This window comes from Bacillus sp. FSL K6-0268 (genome assembly GCF_038005425.1).
Classification (GTDB): domain Bacteria; phylum Bacillota; class Bacilli; order Bacillales; family Bacillaceae_G; genus Bacillus_A; species Bacillus_A thuringiensis_S.
This window is the reverse complement of record NZ_JBBOTF010000001.1, coordinates 5109541-5133206: the sequence shown is the minus strand read 5'-3', so window position 1 is coordinate 5133206 and position 23666 is coordinate 5109541. Positions and strand designations below refer to the sequence as shown.

Genomic DNA, 23666 nt, shown 5'->3' with positions numbered 1-23666 from the left:
ATAGACGTGAGTACTACATCATCTATTGTATATAATAGGCGATGTTCGGTCAACCACATCGCCTATTATAATTATAAACATTTTGCGTCAAATTCCTACTGAATGTCAATAATAGCGGTTTCGCCCTTCTTAACATTTCCATCTTTTTTCAATTCGACTTGTTGCCCTTGTTGTAAGTTTGTAAAGACAATTGGTGTAATGATAGATGGTGCATTTTCTTTTACAAATGCAAGATCTACTTTTAATAATGGTTGGCCTTGTTTCACCTTGTCGCCTTGTGCTACAAGCGCTTCAAAACCTTCACCATTTAATTTTACAGTATCAATACCGAAGTGGATCAAAATTTCTTTTCCGCCTTCAGATTGAATACCAATCGCATGTTTTGTAGGGAATACATTAACGATCTCACCGTTAACTGGAGAAACTACTGTTCCTTCAGTTGGCTCAATTGCAAATCCATCTCCCATCATTTTTCCTGAGAATACTTGGTCAGGTACTTCTGTAATTGGTAAGATTTTCCCTTCAATTGGTGATACAATTGTTTCATTTTCATCAACTTTTTGAGGAGTTTCTTCCACTTTTACAGGTTCTTCTTTTTCAGCATGAGGTGTACGACCTGACATAATATCATGAATTTGTGATTTTAACGTGTCAGATTTCGGTCCGAAAATAGCTTGAATGTTATTTCCAACTTCAAGTACACCAGCTGCTCCAAGTTCTTTTAAGCGGTCTTTATTTACATTCTTTTGTTCGTTAACTTGAACACGTAAACGAGTAATACAAGCATCTAAAGAAGCAATGTTTTCTTTACCCCCAAGTGCTACTAATACTTCACGAGGAAGTTCGCCTGCTTCTGCTTTTCCTGCACCGTCATTCGCATTTGCCTCTTCACGACCAGGTGTTTTTAGATTCCATTTACGGATTGCAAAGCGGAATCCGAAGTAGTAAATAACTGCTAGTACAAGACCAACAATAATTACCCACCACCATGCTGTACGGCCTGGTAGTACACCGAATAATAGGAAGTCAATTAAACCACCAGAGAATGTCATACCAATTTTAACACCTAAAATTTGCATTGTCATAAATGATAGACCAGCAAATACAGCATGAATTCCGAATAATACTGGCGCTACGAATAAGAATGAAAATTCAAGTGGCTCTGTAATACCTGTTAAGAAAGATGTTAATGCTGCAGAACCTAAAATACCTGCTGCTAATTTTTTATTTTCTGGACGTGCTTCATGATACATTGCTAAAGCTGCTGCTGGAAGACCGAACATCATGAACGGATACTTACCAGTTGTAAATGTACCTGCCGTTAATTCTACACCGTCTTTTAACTGTGCCATAAAGATTTTTTGGTCACCACGGATTAATTCGCCAGCTGCATTTGTATACTGACCGAATTCGAACCAGAACGGCGAATAAAAAATGTGGTGTAGTCCAAATGGAATTAATGAACGTTCAATTAAACCGAATATAAATGCTGCGATTGTTCTATTCGCATCAATCATTTGATGTGAGAACGTGTTTAAGCCACCTTGAATGTATGGCCAAACGAAGCACATGATAATACCTACTATTAAAGAGAATGTTGCAGTTGCGATCGGTACGAAACGCTTACCTGCAAAGAAACCTAAGTATGATGGTAATTCAATGTTGAAGTATTTATTATAGCAATATGCCGCTACTATACCGACGATAATACCACCAAATACCCCTGTTTGTAGCGTCGGAATACCTAATACGTTTGCATACGCTGGATCTGCAAATCCAATTTTTACTGGGTCTGCTCCAGAACTTGTTACTTTCACTAGCTTATCTACTTCTAAGAACACACTCATCGTTTTGTTCATAATTAAGTAGCCGACGAATGCTGCTAAACCAGCTACTCCGTCTCCACCAGCTAAACCAATTGCTACCCCAACTGCGAATAATAATGCAAGGTTAGCGAAAATAATATCACCAGATTGTTCCATAATTTTTGCAACCATTACGAACCAATCTGCTTTTAAAGCAGGAATAACATTTGTTAACTGTGGATTTTGAAATGCATTACCAAATCCAAGTAAAATACCTGCCGCCGGTAAAATCGCTACTGGAAGCATTAACGCTTTTCCGACTTTTTGAAGAACACCAAAGATCTTCTTAAACATGGAAACCCTTCCTCTCTTATCTATATTGATACCTTCCGACAAACGCCAAAAAGACATGAGGAAAAAAAGATAGAACGATAGCTATACAAAGGGTAGTATATCCCTTTCTCTAGCTTACATTCCTTACTTTTCTCCACTCATGCCTGATCGAATCAGTAACACGTGTCAAAAATAGGTTTACGTATAAGTTCACTATAATTAAGGCAAACGTTTTCGTTACTCTCCTTAATCTGTTTGTCGAAATTTGTATAACTTTGCAATAGTTATTATACATAACTATTGTAAGCGATTCAATCATTTTTTTTAACGTTTTCATTTTAGACAAAAATATATGACTTTTTACACATGCTCTGCCTTTACTAAGCGTTGCAAGTGCATCGTTAAATAAATACTTTCAGCTTCATATACAGGTAGTTGCAACTCTTTTTGCATGACCTTAACTAGCTTCCAAGCCACGTTATAGCAAACTGGATACTCCGCCTTTAATAAATCAGCAAAACTTTGCGATTCCTCTACTTTTTCTCCTTTTTTCACCCTCTCAATAGCATATTGAAGATGACGAATAAGGCGTAAATAATGAATGCTCTCTTGATCTAATGTAATTTGTAAGTTTGTCTCAATTAAAGATACAAGTTGTGCAATGAGACGGGAGTTTTGATTAACTGAAGATAAATCAGAATTTGTAAGCGAACTGTAAATGTGAAGTGCAATAAAACCAATTTCTCCTTCTGGCAATGTAATTTGCAAACGAGAATTTAAAAGTTCTACAACACCTTCAGCAATTTCATATTCCTCTGGATAGAGCATTTTTGTTTCAACTAAAAAAGGATTATCAATTGTAAGTCCTTGTTTTAACCTTTTAATTGCAAATGAAATATGATCTGTTAACGCAATATGAATATGTTCATTTAGTGGAGATTTTGCTTTTTCTTGAATGTACAGCATAATATCGTTCATCAATTCAATTAATTTTTCACTAACATGCGGCACTAATAATTTATATTGTTCACGATCACGTTCATTTTTTAAGACAAACATTTTTTCGATTTGTTCTTGCTCCAATACATCTTTCGCTTTTTTCCCAAATCCAATTCCTTTACCAATCACTACTACTTCCTCGTGTTCAGGATGGCTAGCAATGATGACATTATTATTTAAGACTTTTTTAATTTCCAGATAATTATTCATATAACACCACCCTCGTACTTAAATAGCCTACTTTTATGTTACAGAATATTCTTCTTTGTCGTCAATGTAAAACATCTGCCATTTAATAAAAATTCATTTTTTAGACATGTTTATATATGATGCATATAATGTAAGAGCAACTGTACATAGAAAGGAGATAACAACATGATTAAAATGTTTGTAAGTGATATCGATGGTACAATGATGCAACACGGAGGTCTTATTGATGAGCAAGATGTTGCGGCACTACGCAGCCTCGCCGAGCAAAATGTTATTCTTTGCTTCGCTTCCGGAAGACTTGATAATGAAATTGCAGACTTAATGAAAGCTGTAAATACAAATTTTCATCGTATTAGTGTAAATGGTGTTTTTGTATATACACATGAAAATAAACAACTATTATCTGCAACTTTTGATTCCAGCATACTTCCCGATTTGTTAGCTATGACGAATGAAAATCCTTATTTCCGTTATGTAAGTGATGAGCATAATTATTACATTGAAGAGAAAACACCTTTTATTCAAGAACTTGAACAACAAGTAACTATGACTTCTGTTGAAGAACCAAACTTACTACAGAAGATTGATGATACAATTTTCCCAAATAAAATTTCTGTCGGTGGAACAAAGGAGAGCTTGCAACTCCTTCAGAAAAAAATTGATGAAAAATTCCACGGGAAAGTTAGTACTTTCATCTCAGCAGAACAATGTTTAGATGTAATGCCACCGAATGTTAGTAAAGGCTCTGCCATTTCTGTTTTATTAAATGAGTTTCAAATAAAACCTGAGGAAATTGCTTGTATAGGGGATTCTTACAATGATATTCCTATGTTTTCTTTAACTCCTCACAGTTTTGCTATGTCGCAAGCAGATGATGCAGTAAAAAAACACGCTCACTATGTAGTAAATCACGTCAAAGATGCTGTTAACCACGTAATTGCTCATAATAAAAATACGACTCATTCCTTATAAGGATGAGTCGTATTTTTATTTCTTTACATGTTATCCATTTTCATTTCCACTGTACTTCACAAACTGAAATATACTATTTGTTACGTGCGATATTCGTAATAAATTTATAACGATCTCCACGATAAATACATTTCACGTACTCTAGCGGTATCTCACCTTCTGAATATGACCATTGACGCATTACAAGTACAGGCGCCTTTTTAGGAATATGCAGATGTTCAGCTTCATTTTCCGTTGCAACAGAAGCTTCAATTGACTGAGTAGCGCTAACAAGTTTAAAGCCCAGTTTTTTCTCTAAATGTTCATATAAAGATTGTTGCAATATCTCTTCGTTAATATCTTTTACAAGAGCTGGCGACAAATATGTCGTCTCAAAAGCAATCGGTTCATCATCAGCTAAGCGAATACGCCTCACTTCATAAACCGATTCCCCCTCCTGTATTCTCAACCGGTCTGCTATTTTAGCAGTAGCTGGAACTAGGCGGAAACTAAGTAATTGACTACTTGGGTTCATCCCACGAGAAATCATGTCTTCTGTGAATCCCGTCATTCCTTGCAATTTTTGTTCCACTTTCGGAAGTTGGACAAATGTTCCAATTCCACGCTTCCGATATAAATAGCCTTGTTCCACTAAATTATTAATCGCCTGTCTGATTGTCATACGACTCACTTCGAACTTATCACAAAGTTCATTCTCAGATGGGATTTTATCTCCCGGCTTCCATTCGCCGTCCTCAATTAGCTGTTTCACCCACTCTTGAATCTGATAATAGATCGGAAATGGTGAATACTTGTCGATGTTCATCAGCAATCGCCTCACTGCATAAAGATAGAGCTTCTTGATCTGCGATTACGGTTACATTCGGATGACGTTGTAAAACTGTAGCCGGACACTCTTCACTATATTCACCTTGCAATAATTCTTTAACAGCTTCTGCCTTTTTAGCACCCATAGCTACAAGTAGAACTTGTTTCGCTTTCATAATGCTTCCAATTCCCATTGTAATCGCATGAGTTGGCACATCTTCTTCTTTTTCGAAGAAGCGAAGGTTTGCTTGGCGTGTAGATTCTGTTAATTCAACAATGTTCGTTGGAGAATTAAACGGTGTTCCTGGCTCGTTAAATCCGATGTGACCGTTTTCACCGATTCCAAGAATCTGTAGGTCAACTGGGTTAGCAGCTAGAATGCCCTCGTAACGTTTGCATTCTTCCTCTAAATCACTTGCCATCCCGTTTGGTACATAAGTTTGTTTAAATGGAAGATGATCAAACAACTGTTCTTGCATGAAATAGTGATAGCTGTTTTTATCTTCATGTGGTAAATTTACGTACTCATCTAAGTTTACAGTGGTTACACGGCTTGTATCAAGTTTATTTTTTCGCATTTCTGCATAAATACCTAATGGAGAGCTTCCTGTAGCCATTCCTAATGTTGGATTTTCTTTTGTTTTTACAACTTCTTCAATTAATTTATAACCTACTTCTGCTAGTTCTTCTGGAGTTTTTACAACAAGAATATTCATTTAATTACTTCCCTTCCTTCATATGAATTCCTAAACGAACCGTATCATATACATGTAAATCTTCATTCATCACAACAAAGTCTGCATCTTTTCCTACCGCTAATGCACCTTTATTATTTAATCCAAACTCTTCTGCTTGGTTAACTGATGTCATCAGTACTGCATCTTCGATTGAACAACCTGTAAATTCAATTACATTTCGGAAAGCTTGATCCATTTTTAGAATACTACCAGCTAACGTTCCATCTTCTAATCGAGCACTACCATCTTTTACATGTACCGGCTGTCCGCCAAGCTCATATAATCCATCTTCAAGACCTTTTGCGCGCATTGCGTCAGTAATAACACTTACTTTTTTCGGTCCTTTTAACTTATATGCTAATTTCACCATATCAGGGTGAATATGAATACCATCTGTAATTACTTCAACCATTACATCTGGATTTAATAACACATGACCAACAACTCCTGGCTCACGGTGATGTAATCCACGCATTTGATTGTATAAATGTGTCGCATGTGTAATCTTTCTATTTTTTAGTTGCGCATCAATTGCATCTGTATGCCCCATTGTGCCAACTACACCAGTTTCAGTAAGATATTGTTCAAACTCTAATGCTCCCTCTTCTTCTGGTGCATATGTTACTAATTTAATTAAATTCCCACTTGCTTCTTGCCATTGTTTAAATTGCTCAATATTTGCAGGAACGATATGTTCAAGTGGTTGTGCACCTGCACGTTTCTTTGAAACATAAGGTCCTTCTAAGTGAATATATTCGAAATGTGCTCCTTTTTCTTTTGCTTCTTTCGCAGCAGTTAGCGCTGCTTCAATTGCCTCTGGAGCTTGTGTCATTGTTGTTGGGAAGTAAGTTGTAACCCCTTCTTTTAACATTTCTTTACCTAGAGTTACTAACCCATCGCTATTTGCATCCATCGCATCAATATCGTATCCACCATGAATATGAACATCGATCATACCTGGAATTACAATCTTCCCTGTAGCATCAAAAACAGTTTCATTTTCTTGTGGTACATATTGAGCCATCAAACCAATTTCTTTAATGGTTTCTGCGTAACGAATAAATCCGTTTTCCACTATTTCTTGACCTGTGTAAATTTTGGCATTGATGACAATTTGCGTTTTCATTTTCATCGATCCTTTCCCATGAAATACCTACTTGTTATTATTACCTTATTCGCCTAGTTCCATCTTAATATATGCACGAGTAGTTGTCTATACATTCTAATGAAATTTCCTTTTTATTCAACAAAAAAGGAAATTTCTTACGTCCATTATAATTATAATATATAGTATTCATTTTTCCAAAAAGGGACAGTATCCACCCCTAATATAGAAGTCACTTCAACAATGGCATTAACCCGCTAGACTCTAACATAACATGTTCACCATCTGTTTCTATTTCTACTGTACGTTTATTCGTTCTATATACCATTATACCGTGCCTTTTTAAGCGTTTTACTACACTTTGGTGAGGATGTCCATACGGATTACTACTCCCATAAGACAGAATAGCAAACTGCGGTTCCACTTTTTTTATAAACGTTTCACTTGTTGAAGTATACGAGCCGTGATGCCCCACTTTTAAAACATCTGCATGTACATCAAATTGTTTTAATATTTCATGTTCTGTCCGTACATCCGCGTCACCCATTAATAAAAAATCCGCTTTTCCATATCGTACCTTCAAAACAATTGAGGATTCATTATTTTCATCTTTTGATTTCCCATTGTTTAATACTTGTATAGAAACATGTGGATCCAGCGGTATATATTGCCCTTCCTTTACTGAAACGAAAGGTATCCCTCTTTTTTTAATATTATTCCGATATGTATGATAAGTAAGAGAACTATATGTTTTTCCGCTATCTAATATAAGCGATACCGGCATTTGCTCTACAATTGGAATTAGCCCCCCTATATGATCCATATCGGGATGCGTACTGACAATTACATCTAAATGATTAATCCCTTTCTCAATTAATTTCTGAATAATAACCTCTCCTGCTTCATAAGGTCCTCCATCAATTAACATTGTTTGTCCGTTTGGCATTATGATAAGTGTTGCATCACCTTGCCCCACTTTTAAAAAGCTCACTTTCATTTTACTAAGATGTTGCCGATGCATATGTAAAGGAGACGTAGTATGAATGGACATCATATACCTTTTAGCTGATGCGCTATTTAAAGAAAAACATAATAAAACAGAAACTAATAATAGAATAATCCGCATACCTCTCATAACTCGTCTCCTTTTTTCATTTAGTATGGCACTGTAAATAATTGATATACAAAAAAAGCTTAGCAAAATGCTAAGCTTTTATTTCGATATCTCTTGTAAGGAACCGAAGAATAAATCTGCTTCATTCATTTGTTCATTCTCTTCAGAAAGCGGGGGTAAATCATCTAATGTTTTCAATCCAAATGTGTCCAAAAATTCTTTTGTTGTTCCGTATAAAATAGGACGCCCTGGTCCTTCCGCCCTTCCCATTTCTTTTATAAGTAAATGGGAAACCAACGTTTGTAACGCCTTATCGGTTTTAACTCCTCTAATCTCTTCCATTTCAGTCCTTGTGATTGGTTGACGATATGCAACAATCGCTAACGTTTCAAGGGCAGCTTGTGAGAGCGAAGCAGCTGTTGGTGTATCTATTAGTTTTTGATAATATGAAGCATGTTCTTTCTTTGTAGCAAAACGATATACTTTTGCATACTGTACAATTTGCAAACCACGGTTTGCACCTTCACATTCTTGTTGCATTTCTTCTAAAATATTCATTACTTCATTCATTTCAATTTCAAGAACTTTCGCTATTTGTTCTGGATAAATCCCTTCATCACCAGAAACAAATAAAAGGCCTTCAATAATTGACTTTTGTTCTTTCCTATCCATTTCACGAGCTCCTTCCTTCTATTTTCCCATAAAAATACACATCAAAAAACCGAATCACAATCAATGCGTTCGGTTCAATATTTTTTCTCTTGTTCCAAACGATACATTAAAACATAGCATGAGATAAAGTGTTTTTATCCCAATTTTACATACTTGCCCTATGCAGATTTATTAGAGCTTGATACGAAAATTTCATCAAAATTATGTTCTTGCTCAATTATGATTTGTTGATTTTTCATAAGTTCCAGAACTGCTAAAAATGTTACGACCATTATTTCACGTTCATCATCAACAAATAAATCATAAAAACTTTGGCGACCACCCTTTATTTTTAACTGCTTTAAAATATCAGTCATTCGCTGTTCAATTGGTATTTCTTGACGAGTAATACGTGTTGTTACAGGTTTTTTTGCCTTTTTACGGCGCATTAATTTTTGAAATGCCGCTAGCATATCATATAACGTAACATCAAGAGGCAAGCTTGTCTCCTCTTCTTGTTGCAACGATGTAAAGTCAATTGGTGGACGTGTATATAGCTGTGCTCTTTCTTGTTCTCTTTCTTTTAACTCAGTAGCAACTTGCTTATATTTCTTATATTCAATTAACCTCTCCATCAATTCTTGACGAGGATCATCTATAAAATCATCACCGTTATCAAGTACATCTTCTTCATGTTTCGGCAACAACATTTTACTTTTAATTTGTAATAACGTTGCGGCCATTACTAAATACTCACTTGCAACATCTAATTGAAGTTCTTTCATCGTATGCACATAAGATAAATATTGCTCTGTAATATCTGCTACAGGAATATTATATATATCAATTTCATAACGATGTATTAAATGTAACAATAGATCTAAAGGCCCTTCAAAAGCCTCTACTTTAAAATTATATTGCACAAAGCATCCCACCACATTTTTTCTATAACAACATAAGTATAGAGCATACTCATGTTCTATCCAACCTTTTTAAGAAATTTAATTAAAAATAGACCGATGCCTATGTCATCATGCCCACCACTTCATATGATAACAGTGTAGTAAGAACAATGTAGGAGGTCAAAAAACTATGGGTCACGTTGATTGTGGTTTTAGCGGTGGGTTCGCATTACTTGTTGTACTGTTTATTTTACTAATTATTGTAGGAGCAGCTTGCTTCTGCTAATATGAACAATAACGGCTAGGGGGAAATCTCCTAGTCGTTTATTGTTCATATTTCTATGATACACTTATATGTATAACCGTTAGATAGGGGCGAGAAAACATGTATCCTACCGAATACATACAATTTTTAATTCATTTCCAAGGAGATTACGACTATTTTGAATGCCACGAAATACTAGAAGAGTACTGGAAGACAAAACCACGAGGAAATCGTGATCATTACTTAGTTGGTCTCATTCAAATTGCAGTTTCTTTATACCACCAAAGACGTGATAACTGGAATGGTTCTACAAAAATGATGAAAAGCGCAATCACAATTTTAGAAAAAAGCGGTGTGTCTTTACAACGTTTAGGAATTAATCAAGTACAACTTCTTTCCTTGCTCAATGAAAGATTGCAATCTATCCATAAAAAAGAACGTTTTGTACCTTTATTTTTACCCTTATCAGATCCATCGTTAGAGAAGCAGTGCACAGAGTTATGTCAAAAACAAAACCTCCCTTGGAAAGATTTGAATGCTATCCCAAGTGAATATATTATAAACAAGCATACTATGCGTGATCGCACAGAAGTCATTACTGAACGAAATGAACAATTACAAAAAAGAAAGCAGAGATAATAAACTACTTATCCCTGCTTTCACGAATGTATATTTTGTTCTAGCCCTTTACATTTTTCGCAAAAACTTGCTGTTTGCTCATTTCCGCAAATTGTAAACTCAAGAAATTTACTCTTTAACTCTTGAACCATCTTTGTCCCAATCCCTACATGACGGTGAGATGGGTTGACACTCAAATGCTGAATTTCTAATACTTGATTCTCTTTTTTTACAATCCCCATTATTCCAACAAAATCTTCATTCTCTTTCCACAAATACAATTGCCAATCATCTTTTGCTTCATATTCTTTCATTGTCAATTGTAATGTTTTCACATCTTTTTCAGTTGGCATAAACGAAAGAAGCCCCATTGCAATTTTTTCATAACTTTTTTTAAAACGAATTAACATAACCCTTATCCCTTCTTACAAAAGTTACAAACTAGTAATCCCCTCAATCACTCTTTTCATATCATATTCATTTTACAATATTTTCAACAGAGTGAGAAGAGCCTAAAACAACTTGATAATCATACAAAGCGAAAAGAAGAAAGTCAAATCTATGTTTCAGCACTATTCCTTTAATAAATAGAGTTAAAAAAAGAAAATTTTATATGGAATGGAAAGAAACATATCATTCAATATCACTTCATTAATAGTTACCCTAAAGCAGCACACTTCTAGCAAAATTAATATAACAAAAAATATTTATTGAAACATATAATGTAATGTATTCTATGTAATTTGTTAAAGGTTTGTTCTCACAAGCAATATATTTTAGCAACAATACTACTTGTATGATGAGCTGCAGAAGAAGTACCCCGTCCCATTTAAAAGTAAAAAAAGAGAGCAAAAGCTCTCTTTTCCCTTACCTTATTCTTCCCAAACTTTAACTTCTTTCATTACATCGCCTTGACGCATTTTTAATACTGTTTCAATACCGCTTGTTGCTTTACCAAATACAGTATGAACGCCATCTAAATGTGGCTGTGGCTCATGAACAACAAAGAATTGGCTACCGCCTGTGTTACGGCCAGCATGAGCCATAGAAAGTGATCCGACAAGGTGTCTATGAGGGTTTCCATCAGTTTCACATGGAATAGAGTAACCTGGGCCACCTGCACCTGTACCTGTTGGGTCTCCACCTTGGCTTACGAAGCCAGGAATAACACGGTGGAATGTAACACCATCATAAAATCCTTGCTCTGCTAATTTTTTAAAGTTTTCTACTGTTTTCGGTGCTTCTTCTGGGAAAAATTCCAAGTCGATTTTTTCACCGTTTTCCATTAATATGTATCCTAAAGTTTTCATATGTATATGTCTCCTTTCAACTATCTCAGCACTATATTACCACATTCATGACTAGAAACAAAAAGAATCCGACAATCTAGATACTTCTTTTTTGAAATGTGGAAAAAGCTAGGTGACAAATAAGAAATATATACTATAATAACTTTGTTGCCCGAAAATTTTAGAAAGAGAAAGGGAGCGATTTTTCGTGAGAACGAAATTATTAGCTCTGCTATTAGCTGTAACGGTATTTATGATGCCAACAGCTTCATTTGCAGACATCATCGAGGGAGAATCAATTGTTACACTAGGAGAGAACTTATCCGAACAACAAAAACAAGATCTGTTAAAAGAAATGAAAGCACCGAAAGATGCTACAATTATTACTGTATCTAATGCGGAAGAACATAAATTTCTAGAAGGCATTGTTCCAAAAGCACAAATTGGTACGAGAGCAATTTCTTCTTCTATGATTACATACACTAAACCAGGATCTGGTCTTATTGTACGATCAAAGAACATTAACTGGGTAACAGATGCAATGTACACTAACGCTTTGATTACAGCAGGTGTAAAAGATGCAGAAATTCAAATTAACGCACCTTTTAAAGTTTCAGGAACTGCAGCTTTAACTGGATTAATGAAAGCATATGAAACTGCGTCCAATAAACAAATTCCTGAAGAAGTTAAAAAAGTAGCGAATGAAGAAATGGTACAAACAGCCCAGCTTGGTGATAAAATTGGTGAAGAAAAAGCAGTTCAACTTGTTGCAAAAATTAAAGAAGAAATTGCAAAAGAACAGCCAAAAACAACAGAAGATTTACGTTCATTAATTAAAAAAATTGCTGATCAATTAGGCATTACATTAACAGATGAACAGTTAGATAACTTAGTATCGTTATTTGATAAAATGAAAAATCTTAATATCGATTGGAATCAAGTTGGTAGTCAATTAAACAAAGCAAAAGAACACGTTTCTGCCTTTTTAGGATCTGAAGAAGGACAAAGTTTTCTAGATAAAGTGAAAGATTTCTTCTCAAGTATCATTGATTTTGTTAAATCTTTATTCAAGTAAAAAAGAAGCCCGCCAGTGACGGGCTTCTTTTTTATACAAGTAACGGTAATTTCATAACAGCCTCTTCAACCGAACGCACTATATGATTTGCTTTCTCCTTTACATATGGATGGGCATGATGAAGAGTAAATGAATGCGGGGTTACTTCAAACATAGAAATATCATTGAAAGAATCTCCAATACAAGCAACTTCATTTGCTTCAATTTGCAAATGGTCCATTAGTCGCTTTAGAGCACTACCCTTACTCACGCCTCTTGGCATAATATCAACATAGCGTTTACCTGATATAAAAACTTCCGCTTCGCCTTGAAACGTATCTCGTAGCTCTTGATCTAACGTCACAATTTTCTCTTCTTCTCCAAAAACAAACAATTTTGCAGGGTGCACAGTCTTACCAAACTCTTCTTCTAACGCTTCAATTTCAGCGATATGCACACCCATATACGCTTCAAAATTATGGTGTTGTTCATTTTTCCTTTTTGTATATCGCTGCTCATTTGCACAAACAATATCCGCTAGTCCTTTTTTATGTATATATCGATATATTTCCTGGGCAACCGTATTTTCAAAACTCGATTCATGGAATAAATCCCCATCCGGAAGTAACATTGTCGCTCCATTTAAGCCTGTTGTGTAATATGGGAATGAAAACCTTTTTACAACTTCATCAATTCTATGTGTAAAGCGGCCAGAGGCAAAACAAATATTTGTCCCTTTCTCAGCTAACCAACACAGCGCACGTTCATCTTCTTTTTGCATATGATTCACATCGTAAACGAGCGTGTCATCTAAATCACTTACAAATAATTTAATCATGTCCTCTTCCCCTTCCATACACAATATCTACTCTAAGTGTACACAAAAAATGTGTGATTTTTGTTAAAAAACAATAAATTTTTGCTAAAAAAAATAAACGGGTGTATAATCCCGTTTATTTTTGTCTTTTTACATTTTGAGGTCTTACAATACTTGGTCGTACTTTTAAACTAGACATTGTTGGACGGAGTAAAATTTTTGTTAACGCGCCCCAATCAAATGGTAAAAACGGCCATAAATAAGGTGTTTGTAAACTTTTTATAGACGTTAAAAATAAAATTAATATCGTCATACCAATTACAAATCCCATCTCATGGAAGAGACCTGTTAAAATAATAACAAACAATTTCCCAACCTTATTCCCTAATCCTAATTCATAACTCGGTGTTGCATATGCACCAATCATCGAAACCGCTACATACAAAATTACTTCTGGCACAAACAAACCTACATCAATTGCAATTTGACCAATTAATATAGCGGAAATCAACCCTGCTGCAGACGATAACGGCGTTGGAGTATGAATGGCTGCCATCCTTAAAAACTCAAGTCCGACCTCTGCCATTAACACCTGTAATAAAATTGGTAAATGCGTCATCTTAGTCGGTCCAATAAAAGCAAGATTTGCTGGCAAAAGAGTTGGATCAAATACAAACACTAGCCAAAATGGTAATAAAAATAACGAGAATATAACACCTAAAAAGCGCACCCAGCGTAAAAATGTACCGACAGCTGGATTTTGTCTAAATTCTTCCGCATGCTGTAAATGATGAAAATATGTTGTCGGTGTAATCATAGCACTTGGTGATGTGTCAACGAGCACTAACACATGCCCTTCTAGTAGATGATTTGCTGCTACATCTGGCCTTTCTGTATATCGAATAAGTGGGAATGGGTTATAGCTTTGCTTTACAACAAATTCTTCTACTGTTTTATCCGCCATCGTAATTCCATCTACATCGATGTTATTTAATTCTTGTTTTATAATCTTTACTAAGTCTGGATTTGCAACATCTTGAACGTATGTAATACAAATATCCGTTTGTGATCTATCTCCTACTCGAATAATTTCATTTCGAAGACGTGGATCTCGAATTCTTCTACGAATTAATGCTGTATTTACAACGATATTTTCAACAAACCCATCCCTCGCACCGCGTACTACCTTTTCGGTATCTGGTTCTGTCGGTGTTCGCCCTGGATAACTACGAACATCGATCGCGAACGCTTCCGTTTCACCTTCCACAAATATCACAATGAGTCCTGATAATACTTGGAGCATTACCTCATCCATCGTTTTCACTTTGCTTACTTGTTGATGGATTAAGCGATTCTCTAAAAGCTTCACTGTATCTTCTTCTACATCCCTTATCTCATTTGTATCCACCGCTTCTTCTAAAATAGGGATAATATAATTTGTATCACAAAGTCCGTTTACAAATAACACACCAATTTCTTTATTCAAAATTTGAAATTTACGAATGCCAACATCGTATGTAACGCCTAGTCCAACTGTCTGCTTTAAATAATTTTCATTGTCACTTATGAAAGTTGATATAGGGATATCCACCTTTTTAGGCTTCGTCATAAAAACCACTCCTTTCCAAAATTAATTGAATCGCTTTTCTAGTAATAGGTGACCCTCTCTCCCATTCATCATTCCCGCACATTTTACCAATATCACCAACTCCAACAATGACAGGAACATTTAAATCGTCTAAGCAATATATTGTATCTCCACTAATCCTGCCAATTTCACCATCTGGAAGTCCAAATTTATCAACACCGTATTCGGTTAAATTCCCATTCCGATCTACACTTACATCTACACGTGCCCATTCCCAATGATGCGTATTAGACGCTACTGCTAAAATTCCGAGCACATCAATTTGTTTATGGGTAGCCACATATTTTAAAGCCTTCTCACCAGATCCTTCTCCAATAAATCCACTGTCATCAAACATGACAAATACAGGGTCATATGGCGTTTGCATAATAAGCTCAACAACTTTTTTCCCTGTCAATTTGGTTGGATTACTTTGTGATGCTGAAATACACCTTCCCCCAAATTCCTTTGTTAAAAGCTCAATTGTCCGCTTTGCATATTCATCTCCATCTGTGACCAAAACAACCCTTCGTCTCATTTGATTTATCCTTTCGGTTTACATATAAGTGCTATAAAAAACGAAAACAATATCGCTGCGGAAATGCCCGCAGACGTTAAACTAAACATGCCAATACCAATTCCTAAATATCCATGTTTTTCTGCTGCATGCATTGCTCCGTGCAATAGTGAATGTCCAAAACTTGTAATAGGGACTGTTGCTCCAGCACCTGCAAACTTTATTAGTTTATCGTACAATCCAAATCCATCTAAAATTGCTCCGATGACTACAAAAGTTGCCATTAAATGAGCTGGTGTTAACTTTGCGAAATCTAACAATAGTTGCCCAATTACACAAATAGCTCCACCTACAAGAAATGCATATATAAAATCCACAATTCACTCTCCTTTAACTCTTTCAAATACGACACCATGTGCAATTGTTGGAATCGTTTCTTTCTGTTGCATCATCATCGGGCTTAATAATGCGCCAGTGGCAACGACAAAAATTCGTTGTAAATTCCCTTTTTGCATCTCGTGTAATAAATGGCCATATGTGACAACTGCTGAACAAGCGCAACCACTACCACCTGCAAACACTTCTTCTTGACTTGATTCATAAATCATCAATCCGCAATCATTGTATATATGCCCAAGATCGTAACCTTCCTCAAGTAAAAGTTGTTTTGCAATCGGCGTCCCAACAGCTGATAAATCACCCGTAACAATTAAATCATAATCATCGGCACTTCTTCTTAAATCTTCAAAATGCTGTTGAATTGTATGAGCTGCTGCTGGAGCCATCGCTGCCCCCATATCCAAAGGATTTGTGATTCCTAAATCTTGCACTTTTCCGATTGTAGCCGCCGTAATTTTAATCGCACTTTTTTCATTGCTAATTAATATAGATCCTGCACCAGTCACAGTTGAATTTGCTGTCCCTGGCTTTTGCCCACCATACTCTGTTGGATAGCGAAATTGTCTTTCAGCCGTTGCATTATGACTACTTACTGTAGCTAAGACACGATTTGCAAATCCACCGTCTATAAAAGCTGAGCCAACTGCTAAAGTCTCCATAGACGTCGCACAAGCGCTAAACATTCCTAAAAAAGGAATGCCCCACTTACGCGCAACATAATTTGCTGTCACTGTTTGATTTAATAAATCTCCCGCTAAAAAGAAATCAATTTGCGATGTTTTTATATTCCCTTTTTGCACTGCTTGTTGAATTGAGTCTGACATTAATCTTCGTTCGGCGAGCTCCCAATTTTCCTCTCCACAATGCAAGTCATCGTATGAAATATCAAAATCTTTTCCAAGAGGGCCCTCAGCTTCTTTCGGACCGACAGCAGTACCCGTTGCATTCACATATATATCATTTTGAAATACCCACGTTTGTTTTCCGGTCAACCTCATACTAGCCCCTCCTTTAAGACATAAAAACTTTAAAGGTATACCTTATTAACCCAATGATATATGCACCAACAACCCCAAATACAATTACACTTCCTGCCAGTTTAAACATATTTGTAGCAATCCCTAGAACAATCCCTTCACTCTTATGCTCTAAGGCAGCGCTCGCCATAGAATTTGCAAATCCTGTCACCGGCACCGCTGATCCTGCTCCAGCAAATTGACCGATTTTATCATATACACCACATCCTGTTAAAATCGCGGATAATAAAACAAGCGTTGCAACAGTTGGGTTTCCTGCCTCTTGTTCACTGAAGTGAAAATAATGTATATAAAATTTCATCAATACTTCTCCAACTGTACAAATGAGTCCACCTACAAGAAATGCTTTGATACAATTTAGTAAATAGTTTGGCTTTGGATGATACTCCTTCACTTTATTTATGTAATCATCCTTCAATTTCTGACTTGTCATTTATATACTGCCTCCTACTTTACGAAATAAATCCAGTGAAACAACGATCCTATTACTTTCCCAAGTACAATAGCAATGAGTAAAACAACAATCTTCCCCTCTACCCCTACTCGTTTCGCTAAAATAGGTAGAACATTTAACACCTCTGTTAATGCCGCAGCAAGCATTCCAATGAACGTGCCACAAAACATCCCTAATATAACGAGCCAATATTGCGATGTTTGAAATGTAATGTTTTTCAAACTACACCAAGCCCCTGTTAAAGTACCTGCAATGACTGCCCACTCAAAATATTGAATATGCTTTCCACTTCTCGTTAATTGAGCTAAACGGGGGATTATACCAAGTACAGCTAAAAATGCGACATACCCGCTACCTACCGCAATCCCTCCAGCTAAACCAATTAAAATAACAAATCCAGACTCAATCATCGGCAAGTTGTTTCATATTATCCTTGTTTTCATTAACGATTACATATTGATCAAGCGACTGTTGGTATTGAAACATCTCAACTTCTAGCGGACTTGGCTCTTCATTAATTCGCTTTTGAAATACATGATTAAAGAATAAAACCATCCCTAAGCCAAGACCTAAAGAATAAGGAATTTGAAATAAAAGTGGTTGCGCATTAAATTCTCCAGTAATCATGTAATATAACCGTTGATGTACTTGTTGCATACTTACATCTTCATGGAAATAAATGATCGCAAGGGCCGCTCCAATGAAAAGTAACAGCCATACAAGCCCGAAAAAAACTGGATGCGCCTTCTTTTTTTCGTATATAATTTCAACAAGAGTTTGTCCAGAACCGAGTAAATTAATTTGTACATGAGATGCTTTCTGTTGAATAATCTCAATTACTTTCATAACATCAATTACAACATGCGTCTTATCATGCGCTGTTATTTTGTAAACTATCTCATTTTGTAACAACTCAACTACAGAAGAATCTCCGGCAAGTTGAGCAACATCGCCCAGCTTTACTTCATAAGTAGGAGAAACTTTTAAACGATTGCGCATTTTAATATAAATCGTTTGTTCCAACTTTCATTCACCCCTTCACTCTTCCTCGTAGTTGTAGTATGGTTATTGAATTTTTTTCTAATACAATTTTTTCATAAAAAAACATCTGCACCATTTTGGTGCAGATGTTTTTTACTTATGCCTTTTTCTTAAATAAGTTTGCAATACTTAATGCAAGCCCTCCCCAAATGACTACGATTCCAATAACCATCATCATAATCGCTGATCCACTCATTATGAAACACCTCGATCTTTCCATTCTTTTTCAAGTTTGGCAGAGTCCGAATGAATTTGTGCATCCCATTTTTTCAGACCAATGATTATTGCAACTATGAGGAATGCTGCTGCTATCGACCAACCATACGTTACAACAAACTCAGTCGGATAATCTCCATAGTTCTTTTTAATATTTTGGATTGTACCATCAATTAGCATATACCCTAACATAAGCGGAGTAATAACGAGTAAACTCACTCTCCAAAACGTTCCTAATTTAATATCAGATACAAAGTTTGCATGATTTTGATAAACTGGTAAACGACGTAAAATGAGCCCTATCGTAACTACTTCCGCAAGTGCAATTGTAATTAATCCGAAATTATTAGCGAAATAGTCGACAACATCTAAGAACATAAGTCCACCACGTGTTGCAAAAACAAGAGAAACTAACACGAGAAGGGTTCCCATAATTCCAATGGTTTTTTCACGACTTAAACTGAATTTTTCAGATACAGCGGCAAAGCATACTTCCGCAAGTGAAATAAGTGATGTGATTCCAGCAACCGTTAACGATAAGAAAAATAATACACCAAACAACGGTGACATCGGCAACTCATTAATAATTTGCGGAAATACTACGAACGCAAGTCCAACGCCAGCACTTGCTACTTTATCAACCGGTACTCCCATATTATTTGCCATAAATCCAAGAGCTGCAAAGACTCCAATACCTGCTAATAATTCAAATCCTGAGTTTGCGAATCCAGTAATAAAGGCATTATTTGTTGTATCAGAGTTTTTCGGTAAATAACTAGAATACGTAATCATAATTCCAAATGCTAAAGATAAACTAAAGAATATTTGACCATAAGCAGCAAGCCATACTTTCCCATCAAAAATACGACTCCAATCTGGTTTAAAGAATGCATCTAGTCCTTGCATAGCACCTTCCATCGTCACTGCACGAACGACGATAATAAGGAACATAACAACTAATAAAGGAATAAATATACGGTTAACAACTTCGATTCCTTTTTTAACTCCTTTAAATGCAACGCCAAGCACAATAATCCAAACGAGAGCTAACGGAATTAATACTTCCGGTACAAGTCCTCCAAATTGTCCTGGCTTATCTGCAACATGTAAGTACTCTTTAAATAAAAATGATTGCGTGTCTTTTCCCCATGCTCCAGTAATTGCAAAGTATGTATACGATATAGACCAAGCAATAATCACTGCATAATATGTTGAAACAATAAATGTTACGCACATTTGCCACCATCCAATAAATTCGGCACGCGGGCTAATACGGAAAAATGTAAGTGGTGCTGAGCCACGATGACGATGACCAAGAGCAAACTCAAATGCTAACAATGAAATACCCGTCGTTAATAATGCAAATAAGTACGGTAAAAAGAATGCCCCGCCGCCATTTTCATACGCTGTATAAGGAAAACGCCATATGTTTCCTAATCCAACGGCAGATCCGACCGCTGCGAAAATAAATCCAGCTCTCGTTCCCCATTGTTGCCTCGTTTCCATGTTTCCTTCCCCCCTTTATGACAAGTTCATACTTGGATTATATTTTAAATTAACTAAATTATCAATAAATTCTGTTAATTTTTTCGAAAATTAACATCTCTCTCCTATTAACTTCATAAAAAAATCGAATAGACAATTATTCGTCTATTCGATCTTTCATCTGTTTTAATATTTTCTTTTCAAGTCTTGAAACTTGTACTTGCGAAATACCTATGCGCTCTGCTACTTCTGACTGTGTTTGATCTTTATAGTAACGCAAGTATACAATTAAGCGCTCTCGTTCATCTAGTTCTCTAATCGCTTCTTTTAAAGCAATTTTATCGAACCATTTCGTTTCAGATTGATCTGCAATTTGATCTAAAATAGTGATTGGATCACCGTCGTTTTCATATACAGTTTCATGTATAGATGAAGGCGCCCGGCTCGCTTCTTGTGCTAGAACAACTTCCTCTGGCGTTAGTTCTAGCGCCTCTGCCACCTCATTAATCGTTGGAGCCCTTCCGAACTCTTTCGAAAGCTCATCTCTCATCTTTCGAATTTTGTTCCCTGTTTCTTTTAAAGACCTACTAACTTTCACTGATCCATCATCACGTAAAAAACGTTGTATTTCTCCAATAATCATTGGAACTGCATATGTTGAAAATTTCACGTCGAAAGATAAATCAAATTTATCTACCGATTTCAAGAGCCCAATACATCCAATTTGAAATAGATCGTCTGGTTCGTATCCTCGATTAAGAAACCGCTGTACAACCGACCAAACGAGACGCATATTACTTTGAACGATTGTATCTCTCGCCTGTTGATCTCCATCTTGACTTTTTTGAATTAACGCTTTTAGCTCGTGGTCCTTTAACTGAGGTTTCTTCTTCTCATTTTTGACCTCTATGTCCATAGGCTATTCTCCTTAATTGCATAGAGCGTTACTATTTGATAAGTATTTTGTCAAATGGATTGTTGTCCCGAAAGATTCGTTTGAAATAACTTCTACTTCATCCATAAAATTTTCCATGATAGTAAATCCCATTCCGGAACGCTCTAATTCAGGTTTAGTTGTAAAAAGGGGTTGTCTCGCTTCATCTAAGTTAAAGATTCCAATCCCTTCATCTCGAATCGTGAGTTTCACCATTGCTTCTTCCAAAATTACAGAAATATAAACAATACCTTCTGCATTTCCTTCGTATCCATGAATAATTGCATTTGTAACCGCTTCTGACACAACTGTTTTGATCTCCGTTAATTCTTCCATCGTTGGATCTAGTTGTGCAATGAAAGCCGCCACTGTAACGCGAGCGAATGATTCATTTTGACTTAATGCTGAAAATTGAAGGTTCATTTCATTTCTCATCTATGCCACCCCCAACGTCGCGAGCGCGTGCGCTTCACTTTCTTCTAAGCGAACGATTTTGAATAAGCCCGACATTTCAAATAAACGCTTAACAGGCGGTGAAATTGCACAAACAACCATTTCTCCACCTAATCCCTTTACGTGTTTATATCGGCCTAATATAACACCTAGACCAGAACTATCCATAAACGATAAGTTCTCTAGGCTCAAAACAATATGATGAACACCATGTGTCTCAATCATATCTGTTACTTTCGTTCGCAACTCTTCAGCCGTATGATGATCTAATTCACCCTCTAGTCTCACACATAGGACGTCACGTTTTACTTCTAATTGCATGGAAAGACTCACACGATTTCCTCCTTATGCTCAAACTTTACTTATTCACATACATAAAGATTTTCGTGATATAAAATAAGAATCCTTCCTGCTGACAAAAGAAGAACTATTTCGTCATAAAGTGAAACCTTTCAGCATTATTCACTGGCATACGAATAGAAAAGCGGCAAACTATTTGCCGCTATTTTGATGTTGAAAACATCCCAAAACTTCTTTTAAATAACTCCCACCAGCTCGCTGCAGCAACATCTTCTTTTGCTACAATTGTTTGTTTTAATAAAACATCTTTATCTTTTTTAATAACAAGTGTGCCAAGCGCGTCACCTTTTTTAATCGGTGCTTTTACTTTCTTTTCAGCAATTACTTCTTGTTTTACCTTGTCCATACTCTCGCCCTTCTTCATAAGAAGAGAAACATTATCTGACGCAACTAAATCTATTTTTTCTTTTTTCCCTTTTCCTACTTGAACTGTCTTAATTTTTTCGCCGCGCGTATACAATTTCTTTGTCATATATTGTCCAAATGCATAGTCAAGAAGCTTCGTCACTTCGTTGTTCCGTTCTTTTGATGTTGGTGCTCCCATGACAACTGAAATGACACGCATGCCATTTTTTTGAGCCGATGCTGTTAAACAATATTTCGCTTCTGTCGTAAAACCTGTTTTTACTCCATCTACGCCAGGATAAAAACGTACTAGCTTATTCGTATTAACGAGCCAAAACTTTTTATCCGTATCTTCACGTAAATAATCTTCGTACTTACCTGTGTATTTACGAATAAGTGGATACTTCATCAATTCTCTCGCCATTATAGCCATATCATTTGCTGTCGAATAATGGTCTTTGGCCGGAAGACCTGTTGGGTTTTGAAAATGTGTATTTTTCAACCCTAGATCTTTCGCCTTTTTGTTCATCATATTTACAAATCCTTCTTCTGAACCTGCGATATGCTCAGCTACTGCAACAGATGCGTCATTTCCAGATGCAATTGCAATACCCTTTAACATCTCATTTACAGTCATCTCTTCCCCAGGTTCTAAAAAGATTTGCGATCCACCCATTGAAGCTGCATGTTCGCTCGCTCTAACTTTATCGGTCAGTTTTAGTTTTCCTTTTTCAACTTGTTCCATAATTAAAAGCATTGTCATAATCTTTGTCATACTAGCAGGTGGTAATTTTTCATTTGGGTTTTTATCAAATAAAACTTTACCTGTATCTTGCTCAATTACGATTGCTGACGACGCTTGTTCCGCTAACTTCGGCGTTGTTTCTTCTGTTTTCTCCTGCTTCGTTTTCTCAGATTGCGCAAAACTCACTGAAGTTCCAGAAAGCAATAACATGAAACAAACAAGTATTCCAAAAACTCGCTTCATGACTAACCCTCCATTCTATATCAGACCTATTTTTTCCAATTTCTCTTTTTTTAATACCAATTTTTTCTATTATTTTCATTTGACAAATACATTCGTCCCCTATATTGTATTAAGTGTATTACATACAGTAGT

General features: G+C 36.1%; 28 protein-coding genes. 4 read left to right on the top strand and 24 right to left on the bottom strand.

The features are described 5' to 3' along the window. Window positions 1–95 precede the first annotated feature (95 nt). Complete coding sequence (gene ptsG / locus MHI28_RS26910) at window positions 96–2159, bottom strand: PTS glucose transporter subunit IIABC (protein WP_000473175.1); 2064 nt, start codon at window positions 2157–2159, stop codon at window positions 96–98. Window positions 2160–2498: 339 nt separating this feature from the next. Further along, complete coding sequence (gene glcT / locus MHI28_RS26905) at window positions 2499–3347, bottom strand: glucose PTS transporter transcription antiterminator GlcT (RefSeq protein WP_001067323.1); 849 nt, start codon at window positions 3345–3347, stop codon at window positions 2499–2501. Between the two features lie 165 nt (window positions 3348–3512). On the opposite strand from glcT, the gene MHI28_RS26900 reads away from it, so the two are divergent. After that, a complete protein-coding gene (locus tag MHI28_RS26900; protein WP_000594250.1) occupies window positions 3513–4319 on the top strand; it encodes a Cof-type HAD-IIB family hydrolase in 807 nt (268 codons plus the stop codon). A gap of 73 nt (window positions 4320–4392) precedes the next feature. Here MHI28_RS26900 and MHI28_RS26895 read toward each other — a convergent pair whose 3' ends face one another. The 6 genes from MHI28_RS26895 to scpA form a co-directional block, all read right to left on the bottom strand. Then, window positions 4393–5124, bottom strand: a complete 732-nt coding sequence (locus MHI28_RS26895; protein WP_014894892.1) for a GntR family transcriptional regulator — start codon at window positions 5122–5124, stop codon at window positions 4393–4395. Further along, the gene (gene nagB, locus MHI28_RS26890) at window positions 5054–5842 is read right to left on the bottom strand and encodes a glucosamine-6-phosphate deaminase (protein ID WP_001024215.1); all 789 of its coding nucleotides are present in this window, start codon (window positions 5840–5842) and stop codon (window positions 5054–5056) included. The genes MHI28_RS26895 and nagB overlap by 71 nt, the downstream gene beginning before the upstream one ends. A gap of 4 nt (window positions 5843–5846) precedes the next feature. After that, the gene (gene nagA, locus MHI28_RS26885) at window positions 5847–6989 is read right to left on the bottom strand and encodes an N-acetylglucosamine-6-phosphate deacetylase (RefSeq protein WP_002082222.1); all 1143 of its coding nucleotides are present in this window, start codon (window positions 6987–6989) and stop codon (window positions 5847–5849) included. A gap of 211 nt (window positions 6990–7200) precedes the next feature. After that, window positions 7201–8103 carry a ComEC/Rec2 family competence protein gene (locus MHI28_RS26880; protein ID WP_001214828.1) on the bottom strand — a complete coding sequence of 301 codons (903 nt, stop codon included), beginning with the start codon at window positions 8101–8103 and terminating at the stop codon, window positions 7201–7203. Between the two features lie 78 nt (window positions 8104–8181). Continuing rightward, the gene (gene scpB / locus MHI28_RS26875) at window positions 8182–8754 is read right to left on the bottom strand and encodes a segregation/condensation protein ScpB (protein WP_000375173.1); all 573 of its coding nucleotides are present in this window, start codon (window positions 8752–8754) and stop codon (window positions 8182–8184) included. A gap of 158 nt (window positions 8755–8912) precedes the next feature. After that, complete coding sequence (gene scpA, locus MHI28_RS26870; RefSeq protein WP_001199753.1) at window positions 8913–9656, bottom strand: segregation/condensation protein A; 744 nt, start codon at window positions 9654–9656, stop codon at window positions 8913–8915. A 169-nt stretch (window positions 9657–9825) separates the two neighbouring features. Here scpA and MHI28_RS26865 point away from each other — a divergent pair, with 169 nt between their 5' ends. After that, window positions 9826–9921: a YjcZ family sporulation protein gene (locus MHI28_RS26865; RefSeq protein WP_000510194.1), complete on the top strand. Its 96-nt coding sequence runs from the start codon at window positions 9826–9828 to the stop codon at window positions 9919–9921. A 99-nt stretch (window positions 9922–10020) separates the two neighbouring features. Beyond that, a complete protein-coding gene (locus MHI28_RS26860; protein WP_000283612.1) occupies window positions 10021–10539 on the top strand; it encodes a DUF309 domain-containing protein in 519 nt (172 codons plus the stop codon). Between the two features lie 20 nt (window positions 10540–10559). Here the strand turns inward: MHI28_RS26860 and ribT are convergent, their stop codons facing one another. Together ribT and MHI28_RS26850 are read right to left on the bottom strand one after the other, a co-directional pair. Next, window positions 10560–10928, bottom strand: a complete 369-nt coding sequence (gene ribT, locus MHI28_RS26855) for a GNAT family N-acetyltransferase RibT (RefSeq protein ID WP_000908401.1) — start codon at window positions 10926–10928, stop codon at window positions 10560–10562. Window positions 10929–11390: 462 nt separating this feature from the next. After that, window positions 11391–11828 carry a peptidylprolyl isomerase gene (locus MHI28_RS26850; protein WP_000853784.1) on the bottom strand — a complete coding sequence of 146 codons (438 nt, stop codon included), beginning with the start codon at window positions 11826–11828 and terminating at the stop codon, window positions 11391–11393. A gap of 187 nt (window positions 11829–12015) precedes the next feature. Between MHI28_RS26850 and MHI28_RS26845 the strand changes: the two genes are divergently transcribed. Then, entirely contained in the window at window positions 12016–12882 is an 867-nt protein-coding gene (locus MHI28_RS26845; RefSeq protein WP_001259343.1) for a DUF1002 domain-containing protein, read from the top strand. 31 nt (window positions 12883–12913) lie between these two features. Here the strand turns inward: MHI28_RS26845 and MHI28_RS26840 are convergent, their stop codons facing one another. From MHI28_RS26840 to dacF, 14 genes are all read right to left on the bottom strand, one after another. Beyond that, window positions 12914–13717, bottom strand: a complete 804-nt coding sequence (locus tag MHI28_RS26840; RefSeq protein ID WP_002082221.1) for a Cof-type HAD-IIB family hydrolase — start codon at window positions 13715–13717, stop codon at window positions 12914–12916. Window positions 13718–13814: 97 nt separating this feature from the next. After that, window positions 13815–15287, bottom strand: coding sequence for a spore germination protein SpoVAF (spoVAF, locus tag MHI28_RS26835; protein WP_000165593.1), 1473 nt, complete (start codon window positions 15285–15287; stop codon window positions 13815–13817). Further along, a complete protein-coding gene (locus MHI28_RS26830) occupies window positions 15274–15843 on the bottom strand; it encodes a stage V sporulation protein AE (RefSeq protein ID WP_001254416.1) in 570 nt (189 codons plus the stop codon). The genes spoVAF and MHI28_RS26830 overlap by 14 nt, the downstream gene beginning before the upstream one ends. A 5-nt stretch (window positions 15844–15848) precedes the next feature. After that, window positions 15849–16199 carry a stage V sporulation protein AE gene (spoVAE, locus tag MHI28_RS26825; protein ID WP_000345907.1) on the bottom strand — a complete coding sequence of 117 codons (351 nt, stop codon included), beginning with the start codon at window positions 16197–16199 and terminating at the stop codon, window positions 15849–15851. A 3-nt stretch (window positions 16200–16202) separates the two neighbouring features. Next, on the bottom strand, window positions 16203–17219 hold the full coding sequence (gene spoVAD / locus MHI28_RS26820; protein ID WP_001241139.1) for a stage V sporulation protein AD: 1017 nt from the start codon (window positions 17217–17219) through the stop codon (window positions 16203–16205). Between the two features lie 13 nt (window positions 17220–17232). Then, the gene (gene spoVAC / locus MHI28_RS26815) at window positions 17233–17691 is read right to left on the bottom strand and encodes a stage V sporulation protein AC (protein ID WP_000203809.1); all 459 of its coding nucleotides are present in this window, start codon (window positions 17689–17691) and stop codon (window positions 17233–17235) included. A gap of 14 nt (window positions 17692–17705) precedes the next feature. Continuing rightward, entirely contained in the window at window positions 17706–18122 is a 417-nt protein-coding gene (gene spoVAB / locus MHI28_RS26810) for a stage V sporulation protein SpoVAB (protein ID WP_079245884.1), read from the bottom strand. After that, window positions 18115–18735: a stage V sporulation protein AA gene (locus tag MHI28_RS26805; protein ID WP_000438368.1), complete on the bottom strand. Its 621-nt coding sequence runs from the start codon at window positions 18733–18735 to the stop codon at window positions 18115–18117. The genes spoVAB and MHI28_RS26805 overlap by 8 nt, the downstream gene beginning before the upstream one ends. A 115-nt stretch (window positions 18736–18850) precedes the next feature. After that, window positions 18851–18949: a methionine/alanine import family NSS transporter small subunit gene (locus MHI28_RS26800; protein WP_000016826.1), complete on the bottom strand. Its 99-nt coding sequence runs from the start codon at window positions 18947–18949 to the stop codon at window positions 18851–18853. Then, a complete protein-coding gene (locus MHI28_RS26795) occupies window positions 18949–20475 on the bottom strand; it encodes a sodium-dependent transporter (RefSeq protein ID WP_000450088.1) in 1527 nt (508 codons plus the stop codon). Before MHI28_RS26795 ends, MHI28_RS26800 begins: the two co-directional genes overlap by 1 nt. Before the next feature lie 136 nt (window positions 20476–20611). Continuing rightward, the gene (sigF, locus tag MHI28_RS26790) at window positions 20612–21370 is read right to left on the bottom strand and encodes an RNA polymerase sporulation sigma factor SigF (RefSeq protein WP_000350729.1); all 759 of its coding nucleotides are present in this window, start codon (window positions 21368–21370) and stop codon (window positions 20612–20614) included. A gap of 12 nt (window positions 21371–21382) precedes the next feature. Then, window positions 21383–21823 (bottom strand): anti-sigma F factor, encoded by a 441-nt coding sequence (spoIIAB, locus tag MHI28_RS26785; RefSeq protein ID WP_001243398.1) that lies wholly within the window; start codon window positions 21821–21823, stop codon window positions 21383–21385. After that, entirely contained in the window at window positions 21824–22174 is a 351-nt protein-coding gene (gene spoIIAA / locus MHI28_RS26780) for an anti-sigma F factor antagonist (RefSeq protein ID WP_000059135.1), read from the bottom strand. Window positions 22175–22343: 169 nt separating this feature from the next. Next, window positions 22344–23534, bottom strand: coding sequence for a serine-type D-Ala-D-Ala carboxypeptidase DacF (gene dacF, locus MHI28_RS26775; RefSeq protein WP_000832002.1), 1191 nt, complete (start codon window positions 23532–23534; stop codon window positions 22344–22346). Between the last annotated feature and the right edge of the window lie 132 nt (window positions 23535–23666).